The organism is Catenulispora rubra (assembly GCF_015356825.1).
Lineage (GTDB): Bacteria > Actinomycetota > Actinomycetes > Streptomycetales > Catenulisporaceae > Catenulispora > Catenulispora rubra.
Window position 1 is genome coordinate 23,016 of sequence record NZ_JAACYW010000109.1, and the last position, 10,257, is coordinate 33,272.

Below are 10,257 nucleotides of genomic sequence, written 5' to 3' on the forward strand. Positions count from 1 at the left end.
CACGGTCTACACGATCCACACAGAGCGGCCCCCGGCGTGATGTTCACGCGAGGGCCGCTTTGTCATGTGCTCGGCGCTGTGGGCTCGGCTCAGCCGGGGCTCGACGAGGTCTGCGTCGACGGTGAGCTCGACGGTGTCGTCGACGCCTGCGACGTGCCGCCCGTCGAGGTCGGCGGGCCGGGCTGGCTGGAGCTCGTGGTGGACGCCGGGCCGGTCGGCTGACCGGTCCGGGAGCCGGTGGTCGTCGGGTCGGCCGAAGGCGTCGACGTCCCGTACACCGACGAGTGGGTGTACGACGGGTACGTCGAGTACGTGTGGTGCGGATAGCCGGTGTGCCCGTACAGGCTGGTCGACGTGGGCACCGGCTCGGTCGGCGGCACCAGGTCGTCGGTCCCGCTGGTGGCGGTGGGCTGATCGGTCTGCTGCGCCGGGCCCGACGCCGGGCCGCCGCCGTCGGGGGACTTCCCGGACGAGCTCATCGCGAGCGCCACGGAGAGCCCCAGCAGGGCCGGCACGGCGACCGCCGCGGTGATGAGTGCCTTGCGCCGCGTGTCCGGCCGCAGACCCCCGCTACGGCCGCCGAAGCCGGTCGACGCGCTCTGATAGGAGTCGGCCCCGCGACGGCGCACCGGGGGCTCCTCGGCGGCGCGGCGTGAGTGGCTGGCATGACTGGCGTTACCCGCATGACCCGCGTGCCGGCCGCCGGAGTCGGTCATGGAGGTCGGGAGTTCGTCGTAGACCCGGGTGCCGTCCGGAAAGTCGGCGGCATGGCCGCGACGCCCTCCGGAGTCCGGCATCGGGGCTATTCGCTCGTCGTAGACGCGGGTGCCGTCGAAGTCGGCCGCGTGGCCGCCGCGGCCCCCGGAGTCCGGCATCAGCGCCGTGCGCTCGTCGTAGAGGCGGGTGGCGTCCGGCGGCAGCGCGTCGCCGGAAGGCATCGCGTTGAGTTGTGCGGTGTCCTCCAGCGCGCTGGCGGGGTTGTACGAGGCGGGATATTCGCTCTCGTACTCGCCCCGGCCGTACCGGGTCCCGAAGCCGGACGCGGCGCTCTCCCCGAACGCCGCGTCGCGACCGTACCGGCCCCCGGAACCGGTCTCGCCGTACAACCCGTCGCCGTAGGCCGCGGCGGCGGCAGCACCCCCGGCTGCCGCGTAACCGCCGCCCTCGGCCGCGGGCCGCCGGCGACGGCGCCCGCCGGAGTCGGTCAGTGTGTCCTCGTAGCCGCTCGGGATGCCGGTGTAGCCGCCGTAGCTGCCCGTCAGGCCCGGTTCGTCGGCCAGGTCCTCGCCGACCTCGACCGGGCCGGCCAGCACGTGCCGCACCGCCTCGGCCATCTCGGCGCCGTCGGCCCAGCGGTTCGTCGGGTCCTTCTCCAGTGCGTGCCACAGCACCTCGGCGGCGGGGGTGGCGACGTAGTCCGGAAGCGGAGGAGGCGGCTCGTGCATGTGCATGTACATGACCGCTGCGGTGCTGCCGGCCTGAAAGGGCTGGCGGCCGGACAGCAGCTCGTAGCCGAGGATGCCGACCGCGTAGACGTCGGCCGCCGGGGTCGGGGTCTCGGCGTGGAAGAGCTCGGGCGCCAGGTACGGGACGGTGCCCATCAGGGCGTCGGCGGCGGTCAGGCCCAGCGACTCCGGGGAGCGCGCGATGCCGAAGTCGGCCAGCACCACGCCGCCGGAGGTGAGCATCACGTTCGCGGGCTTCACGTCCCGGTGCACCACGCCGGTGCGGTGCACGGCGCCCAGCGCGTCCAGCAGCGAGGCCAGCACCTTCATCGCGAACCGCGGCTCCAGCGCGCCGGTGCGGGCCAGGACCCGGTCCAGCGACTCGCCCTCGATGAACTCCATCACCAGGAACGCGGCGCCGGGCGTGTCGGGGTCCGTGGCGTCGGTGTAGCCGTAGTCGTAGACGCGGACGATGCCGGGATGGTCCATCATCGCCATCACCCGGGCCTCGGCCACGAAGCGCGCGCGGAACGTCGGCGTGTCCAGCAAGGCCGGCAACACGATCTTCACCGCGACGGTACGGCCCAGCACGAGATCGCGGCCCCGCCACACCTCGCCCATCGAGCCGCCGCCGATGCGGTCGATCAGCTCGTACCGGTCGTTCAGCACCTCGCCCGGTCTAGGTCCTGCCATCGGTCCCCCCTGCTGCTGTTTGTCGCGCCCCCTTTCCCCAAGAATAAGACGCTTGAACATCGGGGTCGGTTGCCGATGTGCTCGATCATGCCAGGATCGTGCTCGACTTCACGCCGAAACCGATCGGTATTTGCGCACCGACAAGGGGACGAACACCATCAGAATCAACAACGACCAGAACAGCGACACCCAGGGGGCGTGCGCGATCGGCCACGGCATCTTCACGGTCGGCTCATAACCATCGGGGTTTCCCCACAGTGATCGCAACGCCTGGACGGTGGCTGAGACCGGGTTCCAGTCCGCGACGTCCTGCAGCCAGTGCGGCGAGATCTTGCGCGAGGGGACGAAGGCGTTGGACAGGAAGGTCAGCGGGAAGATCCAGATGAAGCCGATGGTGTTCGCGGCCTCGGGGGTGCGCACCGAGAGCCCGATCGTGGCACCGATCCAGCTCATCGCGTAGGCGAACAGCATCAGCAGCAGGAATCCGGCGAGCGCCTTGAGGATTCCGTCGTGGATGCGCCAGCCCACGGCCAATCCGCAGGCCGCCATCACCAGGAGCACGAACAGGTTCTGCAGCCAGTCGGCGGTGGTGCGGCCGGCCAGCACCGCCGAGCGCGAGATCGGCAGCGAGCGGAACCGGTCGATCAGGCCCTTGTGCAGGTCGTCGGCCAGGCCCACGGAGGTGGTCGCGGCGGTGAAGGCCAGCGTCTGCACGAAGATGCCGGGGAGCAGGAACTCGCGGTAGGCGGTCGTGCCGCCGGCGCCGGGGACCGGGATCGCGCCGCCGAAGACGAAGGCGAACAGCAGCACGAACATGATCGGCTGGATCGAGGAGAAGACGACCATCTCCGGGATGCGGGTCATCCGGCGCAGGTTGCGCAGGGTGACGACCCAGGCGTCGTGCAGCGTCATGAGCAGGCCGTTCCCGGCGAGCGGGACCGGGGGCGCCAGACTGTCCGAACTCATCGCACCGTCTCCTTCTCGTGGCCCTCGTCGAGCCCTCGGCCTTCGTCCGACCCTCGGCCTTCGTCGTACTCGGCCCCGGACTGCCCTGAACCGTCCGCGCTTCCCTCGCCGTCCTCGCCGTCCTCGCCGTCCTCGTGCTCCGTGGAGCGGCCGGTCAGCTGCAGGAACACGTCGTCCAGGGTGGGGCGGCGCAGCGCGACGTCGTCGATCTTGATGCCCAGGCCGTCCAGCTCCCGGATCGCCTCGACCAGCAGCTGCGCCCCGCCGGCCACCGGCAGCAGGATCTCGCGCGTGGGCTCGTGCACCCGCGGCGCGGCCGTCCCCATCCGGCCCAGCAGCTCGGCGGCCTCGCCGAGCCGGTCCGGATCGGAGACCACGATCTGCAGCCGCTCCCCGCCGATCTGCGCCTTGAGCTGGTCGGCGGTCCCGCGCGCGATCACCTTGCCGTGGTCCACCACGGCGATGGAGTCGGCCAGCCGGTCGGCCTCCTCCAGGTACTGGGTGGTGAGCAGCAGCGTCGTCCCGCCCTTCACCAGGCCCGCGATCACGTCCCACATGGCGATGCGGGTCCGCGGGTCCAGCCCGGTGGTCGGCTCGTCCAGGAAGATCACCGGCGGCTTCACCACCAGCGCGGCGGCCAGGTCCAGGCGCCGCCGCATACCGCCGGAGTACGTCTTCGACGGCCGGTCGGCGGCGTCGGTGAGCGCGAACTCCTCCAGCAGCTCCCCGGCCCGCTTCAGGGCCGCGGCCTTGTGCATGTGGTAGAGCCGCCCGACCATGGCCAGGTTCTCCCGGCCGGTGAGGTTCTCGTCGACCGCCGCGTACTGCCCGGACAGCCCGATCGCCCGGCGCACGTCGTTCGGATGCCGCAGGACGTCGATCCCCAGCACCCGCGCGCTGCCGGCGTCCGGCTTGAGCAGGGTGGTCAGCACGCGCACGGCGGTGGTCTTGCCCGCGCCGTTCGGCCCGAGCAGACCCAGGATGGTGCCCTCGGGCACCGCGAGGTCCACACCGTCGAGCGCGCGGACCTCCTTGGTTTTCTTGCCTCCGCCGTAGATCTTGACCAGACCCTCGGCCTCGATTGCTGCCATAGGAACGACCGTAGAGGAGGGGTCCGACAGCAGGTGTTCGGATGTTCACGGTTGGTGGGCCGAATGGATGAATTCCGGGTGCCTCAGAGTGCGAACAGGCATGCGCCACTCTCCGTTTCGCCGCGGTCATGGCGACGACGGCGTTTCCCGGAGGGATTCCAGACCACGATGCGCAGCTTCCAGCGGGCCTTCCTGCTCGCCACGTCGGTGGCCGCCGCCGCGGCGGCCGTCGGCACCGCGCCCGAGGCCCGGGCCGCGACGCCGCAGACCGGCCAGGCGCCGATCTCCTCGTGCGGCAAGGCCGTCGACACCGCCAGCGTCTACCTGTCCGGCCACATGATGCCCGACCCGCCCGGCAGCTCGAACTTCGAGCAGGACAACCGAGGCCTGTTCGGCCTCGCCTCCGGCACCGCCTACGCCGACGCCCTCACCGGCGGCGCCGCGATGGCTGTCGAGCACGCGCCGATCCTGCTCACCACACGGGACATCTTCCCCGCGGAGACCGCGAGATTCGTCGCCAACTGGACCACTCAGCCCGCGCCGAGCACCTTCGACGCGGACGTCTTCGGCGGCCCGGCCGCGATCGCGCAGAGCCTCCAGGACGCCCTGAGCGCCAAGATCCGCCCCTGACACCCGCAGTGGGCCCCGGCCGGATCCGTTCCGACGGGGCCTACTGTCTTGTCCACTCTCAGAAAGAAGTCGGCTCCGGCTGATACCCCGCCGCCCGCAGCCGCGAGATCAGCGTCTCGGCGTGCGCGATCCCCCGCGTCTCCAGTTGCAGCGCCACCTCGACCTCGCCGAAGGCCAGCGACGGCCGGGTCCACAGGTGCTCGATGTCCATCACGTTCGCGTCCGCCTCGCCGAGTTCGCTCAGCAGCTTCGCCAGGGCGCCGGGGCGGTCCGGGATGCGCAGCCGCAGGGCCAGGAAGCGGCCGGCGGAGACCAGGCCGTGCCGGATCATGCGCATCATCAGCAGCGGGTCGATGTTGCCGCCGGAGAGCAGGGCGACCACCGGGGCGTCGAAGGCGCGGGCGTCGTCCATGACCGCCGCGACCGCCGCGGCGCCGGCCGGCTCGACCACGAGCTTGGCCCGCTCCAGCAGGGCCAGCATGGCCTTGGACAGCGACTCCTCGGAGACCACGCGGATCTCGTCCACCAGCCGGGTGATGAGGTCGAACGGCAGGTCGCCGGGCTGCCCGACGGCGATCCCGTCGGCCATCGTCGCCATCCCGGCCAGCTGCACCGGCTTCCCGGCCGCCATCGAGGGCGGGTACGCCGCGGCCCCGGCCGCCTGCACGCCGATCACCCGCACGTCCGGCCGCACCGCCTTCACCGCCGCGGCCAACCCGGCCAGCAGCCCGCCGCCGCCGACCGAGACCACGATCGTGCGCACCTCCGGGCACTGCTCCAGGATCTCCAGCCCGACCGTGCCCTGCCCGGCGATCACGTCGGGGTGGTCGAAGGGGTGGATGAAGGTGGCGCCGGTGTCGGTGGCGAAGGCCCGCGCCGCGATCAGCGCCTCGTCCACGGTGTGCCCGGCGAAGCGCACGTGCGCGCCGTAGGCCTCGGTCGCGGCCACCTTCGGCAGCGGCGCGCCCTCGGGCATGAACACCGTCGACTTGCTCTCCAGCAGCGACGCCGCCAGCGCCACGCCCTGCGCGTGGTTGCCGGCGCTGGCCGCGACCACGCCGTTGGCCCGCTCGGCCGGCGTCAGGTTGGCGATCCGCACGTACGCGCCGCGGATCTTGAACGACCCGGTCCGCTGCAGGTTCTCGCACTTGAAGCGGACCTGCCCGCCGACCCGCTCGGAGATGCTCCGGGAGCCCTCCAGCGGGGTCCGCCGAGCCACGCCTTCCAGCAGGTCACGGGCCCGCTCGACGTCTTCCAGGGTCACAGTCGCCGTTGACATGATCCCAGTCTGGCAGGTCCGGCGGCGGCACCACGAGCCCTCCTCCAAACTACTTGCATGGCGCATGCATCCAGGTATATGCTTGCAGCAACCAAGCATCTGTAGGAGACGAGAAGACCGATGAGCGGCGAGCCTCTGACCGACGAGGAGTACAGCGAGCTCGGCAAGACGATGGGCATGCTCTTCCAGCGCATCATGCGGGCCCGCAAGGAGCCCGAGGGCGGCCAGGTCGCCGCGCTGGGGATGCTGGCCAAGTGCGGGCCGGTCCGGTCCAGCGACCTGGCCAAGAACCTCTTCCTGGACCAGTCCACGGTCTCCCGCCACGTCGCCCACCTGGAGGCGGACGGCCTGGTCGAGAAGGTCGCCGACGCCTCCGACGGCCGCGCCACCCAGCTGCACGTGACCGAGCTCGGCCACAAGCACATCCAGGACTTCTGGCAGAAGCGCATCGACGCCATGCGTGAGGGATTCGACCACTGGGATCCGGCGGACCTGCGGACCCTGACACAGCTGATGACCCGCTATGTCGAGGACTTCAGCACCATCATCGCCAAAACCCAAGATGCGAAGAACGGCCCCACAACGGAAGACGGAACCGCCAATGAGTGAGACCACCGAAATCCCCGAAAAGATAGCGAGCCCTCAGGCGCCACAGGTCGCCGAGGGCTCCACCATGAGCCACAAGCAGATCCTGGTGGTCTTCGGCTCGCTGATGCTGGGCCTGCTGCTGGCCTCGCTGGACAACACCATCGTCAGCACCGCGATCCGCACCATCATCGGCGACATCGGCGGCCAGAACGGCCTGGCGCGCATGCCGTGGGTGACCACCGCCTACGTGCTGGCCTCCACCGCCGCCACCCCGATCTACGGCAAGCTCTCCGACCTGTTCGGCCGCAAGCCGCTATACATGACGGCGATCGCGCTGTTCCTGACCGGCTCGGCGCTGTCCGGCTTCTCGCAGAACCTGAACGAGCTGATCGCCTTCCGCGCGCTGCAGGGTCTGGGCGCCGGCGGCATCCTGGGGCTGACGTTCGCGATCGTCGGCGACGTGGTCCCGCCCCGCGAGCGCGGCAAGTACCAGGGCCTGTTCGGCGGCGTGTTCATGCTGGCGATGGTGGCCGGGCCGCTGCTCGGCGGCATCTTCACCGAGCACAGCTCGATCCTGGGCATCACCGGCTGGCGCTGGGTGTTCTACGTCAACCTGCCGATCGGCATCCTGTCGCTGTTCATCATCAGCGCGGTCCTGCACCTGCCCAAGCGCCGGGTGAAGGCGGCCATCGACTACGTGGGCGCCGCACTCGTCGTGGCCGGCGTCGTGTGCCTGCTGCTGGCGGCGCAGATGGGCGGCCAGCAGTACGCGTGGGGCTCCCCGGTCATCATCGGCCTGGCGGTGGCCGGCGTCGTGGTGCTCGCGGCGTTCGTCATGTGGGAGATCCGCACGCCGGAGCCGATCCTGCCGATGCGCCTGTTCCGCGGCGACGTCTTCCGGGTCTCCAGCGTCATGGGCTTCCTCATCGGCATGGTGATGATGGGCGCGATGATGTACATCCCGTTCTACTTCCAGGTCGTGAACGGCGACAGCCCGACCAAGGCGGGCCTGCGGATGCTGCCGATGATGGTCGGCCTGCTGACCACCTCGATCAGCTCCGGCCGGATCATCAGCCGGACCGGGCGCTACCGGTTCTTCCCGATCGCCGGCATCGCGACGACCACCGTCGGCCTGGGGCTGATGACCACCATGGACGAGAACACCAACTTCGCGGTCGGCGCGCTGTTCATGTTCATCGTCGGCCTGGGCCTGGGCGCCACGATGCAGGTGCTGATCCTGGCGGTGCAGAACGCGGTCGACATGAAGGACATGGGTGTGGCGACCACGTCCAGCACCTTCTTCCGCTCGCTGGGCCAGACCTTCGGCGCGGCGATCATGGGCGCGATCCTCACCAACCAGCTGACCAGCCACCTGAAGTCCAACGCCGGTCCCGGCGCGGCCCTGGCGCCGGTGCGCGACCACGGCATGCAGATCCTGCAGAGCGAGGGCGCGATGTCCAAGCTGCCGCTGCCGGTGCAGCACGTGCTGATCCACTCGTTCACGCAGGCGCTGTCCACGGTGTTCCTGGTCGGCGCGATCCTCAGCCTGATCGCGTGGTTCGCCAGCTGGTTCCTGAAGGAGCACAAGCTGCGCTCGATGTCCGTGGCGGACGCTCGCAAGGCGGCGGGTTCGGGTTCGGGTCCAGGTGCTGGTTCGGGTTCGGGATCGGGATCGGATTCGGGTACGGGTTCGTCCGACATGGAGGCTCCGGCCCTCGCACACTGATCCCTTTTTTCGGACTCAGTATTTAGTGCGCACAACTAAGAACGCTGCGACCGCCGTCCTGGACATCCGGGGCGGCGGTCGCGGTGTTCATCACCTTCGATCCGGTACGCGGCCCTGGCGAAAGACGATCTGCAGGCCGTCGAGGTGCTCGGAGTCGCGATTGTTGCCGACCACCGACACGCACACCTCACGATCGCCGTCCGAGTCGCGGGCGACGGTGACCTCGATGTCGGGTCCGAGGAGGGCCAGGACGTCGCCGGGTCCGGCGACGGCGGCGACGGCCTCTTCCATCACCGACCGGTCGAGGGACAGGAACGCCTCGATGGCGGCGTGGAAGTCCTGGGGGCGTTCGTCCTCGTCGTAGCCCTCGACGAAGACCTCGGCCTCGGTTCCCAGGACGGAGACCGGGATCGGCTCGCTGACGTACTCGCCGCCGAATCCCTCGACGTGGCCGAGGCCCGGGATCTCGAAGGTCTTGGCCGTGTCCCGGGCGGATTCCGCCTTCTGCCGGTGCCGTTTCATGGGGGACATCGTCTCCTACCGGTCCCCCGCTGGTTTCAGTCGACCCGGTCCGCCGACCAGTACGTGTCGCCGCGCAGGATCAGCGCCGCCGCGCCGACCAGACCGGCGTCCTGCCCCAGATCGGCCGGGACCACCTTCAGGTTCTTGGTGAAGTCCAGCCGCGCGTGCCGGTACAGCGCGGAGCGCAGGGGCTCGAACAGCAGCTCGCCGGCCTGCACGATGCCGCCGCCGATCGTCACCAGCTCCAGGTCGCACATCGCCGCCGCACCGGCGATGGCGACGCCGAGCGCGGTGCCGGCGCGGGTGAAGGCGGCCTCGGCGATGCCGTCGCCGGCGCGCGCGTCATCGGTGAGGTCCTTGCCGGTGTGGCTGTCCTGGCCCGCGCGCCAGCCCTGCGCCGCCGCCCACGCGGCCATGCGCGGCCCGCTCGCGACGGCCTCCAGGCAGCCGGTCCCGCCGCACGCGCAGGGCGTCTCCTGGTCGACGACGACGTGCCCGATGTGCCCGGCGTTGCCCTTGGCGCCGTCGATGAGGCGGTCGCCGAGGATCAGGCCGCCGCCGACCCCGGTCGAGACGACCATGCCGAGCATGTTCGCGGTGCCGCGCCCGGCGCCCTGCCAGTGCTCGGCGGCGGCCAGGCAGATGGCGTCGTTGTGCAGGCGCACGTCGCGCCGGAAGTCGGCCTCCAGCCGCCACCGCAACGGGAAACCGCGCCACCCGGGGATGTTCAGCGGCGACACCTCCCCGGCCGGCCACCGCATCGGTCCGCCGCAGCCGACGCCCACGGCGCGGAAGACGCTGCGCTCGTACGGAAGGTGGTCGACGGCGTCGAGCAGCGCGGCGTAGAGCGCCTCGCCGTCCGCCCCCGCCCCGGCGGGCGTCGGCGTCCGGAACGAGGCCAGCACCTCGCCGTGCTCGTCGACGGCGCCGACCGCCATCTTCGTCCCGCCGATGTCGATCGCCAGCACCGGGGCCCGCCCGGAGGTGTCAGTCACCGTCATGGTGGACACCTTAGGCGGTTTTGTATCAGCTTCCAGAGAAGCCCTGCAGATAGGTCACCTGCTGGCGCAGGGCCTGGGCGGTGGAGTGGCTGATCGTGCCCTGGTTCTCCTGGGAGCGGATGGTCTCGGTGAGGGTGGCCAGGGTCTGGGTGAAGGTGTTGGAGCCGACCTGGGTGTTCTGGAGCCGGGTGACGATGTGGGTGAGGGTGGTCCGGGCCGTGGTGTCGGTGACCTGGGTGGTGACGATGGTGCTGATCTGGGTCACGGACTGCTGCGGCGAGGTCGGGGCGGTGGAGGGGGCGCCGTTGTTGGGGGC

General features: G+C 70.7%; 9 protein-coding genes and 1 pseudogene. 3 read left to right on the forward strand and 7 right to left on the reverse strand.

What is annotated here, in order from left to right:
- Positions 1–89: 89 nt before the first annotated feature.
- From GWK61_RS27000 to GWK61_RS27010, 3 genes are all read right to left on the reverse strand, one after another.
- Complete coding sequence (locus tag GWK61_RS27000) at positions 90–2,138, reverse strand: serine/threonine-protein kinase (protein ID WP_194912620.1); 2,049 nt, start codon at positions 2,136–2,138, stop codon at positions 90–92.
- Positions 2,139–2,246: 108 nt separating this feature from the next.
- A complete protein-coding gene (locus GWK61_RS27005) occupies positions 2,247–3,104 on the reverse strand; it encodes an ABC transporter permease (RefSeq protein ID WP_194912623.1) in 858 nt (285 codons plus the stop codon).
- Positions 3,101–4,195, reverse strand: a complete 1,095-nt coding sequence (locus GWK61_RS27010; RefSeq protein WP_194912632.1) for an ATP-binding cassette domain-containing protein — start codon at positions 4,193–4,195, stop codon at positions 3,101–3,103. Before GWK61_RS27010 ends, GWK61_RS27005 begins: the two co-directional genes overlap by 4 nt.
- 168 nt (positions 4,196–4,363) lie before the next feature.
- On the opposite strand from GWK61_RS27010, the gene GWK61_RS27015 reads away from it, so the two are divergent.
- Positions 4,364–4,825 carry a cell wall-binding repeat-containing protein gene (locus GWK61_RS27015; protein WP_194912634.1) on the forward strand — a complete coding sequence of 154 codons (462 nt, stop codon included), beginning with the start codon at positions 4,364–4,366 and terminating at the stop codon, positions 4,823–4,825.
- 58 nt (positions 4,826–4,883) lie between these two features.
- On the opposite strand, the gene ilvA is transcribed toward GWK61_RS27015, so the two are convergent.
- A complete protein-coding gene (ilvA, locus tag GWK61_RS27020) occupies positions 4,884–6,104 on the reverse strand; it encodes a threonine ammonia-lyase (protein WP_194912636.1) in 1,221 nt (406 codons plus the stop codon).
- 120 nt (positions 6,105–6,224) lie between these two features.
- On the opposite strand from ilvA, the gene GWK61_RS27025 reads away from it, so the two are divergent.
- Together GWK61_RS27025 and GWK61_RS27030 are read left to right on the forward strand one after the other, a co-directional pair.
- Positions 6,225–6,713: a MarR family winged helix-turn-helix transcriptional regulator gene (locus tag GWK61_RS27025; RefSeq protein ID WP_194912637.1), complete on the forward strand. Its 489-nt coding sequence runs from the start codon at positions 6,225–6,227 to the stop codon at positions 6,711–6,713.
- On the forward strand, positions 6,706–8,418 hold the full coding sequence (locus tag GWK61_RS27030) for an MDR family MFS transporter (RefSeq protein WP_228563011.1): 1,713 nt from the start codon (positions 6,706–6,708) through the stop codon (positions 8,416–8,418). The genes GWK61_RS27025 and GWK61_RS27030 overlap by 8 nt, the downstream gene beginning before the upstream one ends.
- Positions 8,419–8,508: 90 nt before the next feature.
- On the opposite strand, the gene GWK61_RS27035 is transcribed toward GWK61_RS27030, so the two are convergent.
- The 3 genes and pseudogenes from GWK61_RS27035 to GWK61_RS27045 all read right to left on the reverse strand — a co-directional run.
- A complete protein-coding gene (locus GWK61_RS27035) occupies positions 8,509–8,940 on the reverse strand; it encodes a DUF6985 domain-containing protein (protein WP_194912639.1) in 432 nt (143 codons plus the stop codon).
- A gap of 35 nt (positions 8,941–8,975) precedes the next feature.
- A complete protein-coding gene (locus tag GWK61_RS27040) occupies positions 8,976–9,941 on the reverse strand; it encodes an ROK family protein (RefSeq protein WP_194912641.1) in 966 nt (321 codons plus the stop codon).
- A 25-nt stretch (positions 9,942–9,966) separates the two neighbouring features.
- A pseudogene (locus GWK61_RS27045) lies at positions 9,967–10,257 on the reverse strand (hypothetical protein); the annotation flags it as partial.

What these genes read in the sequence shown, in the direction of transcription:
- GWK61_RS27000 (WP_194912620.1), bottom strand. Translation starts at nt 2,138, where the DNA reads ATGGCAGGACCTAGACCGGGCGAGGTGCTGAACGACCGGTACGAGCTG.
- GWK61_RS27005 (WP_194912623.1), bottom strand. Translation starts at nt 3,104, where the DNA reads ATGAGTTCGGACAGTCTGGCGCCCCCGGTCCCGCTCGCCGGGAACGGC.
- GWK61_RS27010 (WP_194912632.1), bottom strand. Translation starts at nt 4,195, where the DNA reads ATGGCAGCAATCGAGGCCGAGGGTCTGGTCAAGATCTACGGCGGAGGC.
- GWK61_RS27015 (WP_194912634.1), top strand. Translation starts at nt 4,364, where the DNA reads ATGCGCAGCTTCCAGCGGGCCTTCCTGCTCGCCACGTCGGTGGCCGCC.
- ilvA (WP_194912636.1), bottom strand. Translation starts at nt 6,104, where the DNA reads ATGTCAACGGCGACTGTGACCCTGGAAGACGTCGAGCGGGCCCGTGAC.
- GWK61_RS27025 (WP_194912637.1), top strand. Translation starts at nt 6,225, where the DNA reads ATGAGCGGCGAGCCTCTGACCGACGAGGAGTACAGCGAGCTCGGCAAG.
- GWK61_RS27030 (WP_228563011.1), top strand. Translation starts at nt 6,706, where the DNA reads ATGAGTGAGACCACCGAAATCCCCGAAAAGATAGCGAGCCCTCAGGCG.
- GWK61_RS27035 (WP_194912639.1), bottom strand. Translation starts at nt 8,940, where the DNA reads ATGAAACGGCACCGGCAGAAGGCGGAATCCGCCCGGGACACGGCCAAG.
- GWK61_RS27040 (WP_194912641.1), bottom strand. Translation starts at nt 9,941, where the DNA reads ATGACGGTGACTGACACCTCCGGGCGGGCCCCGGTGCTGGCGATCGAC.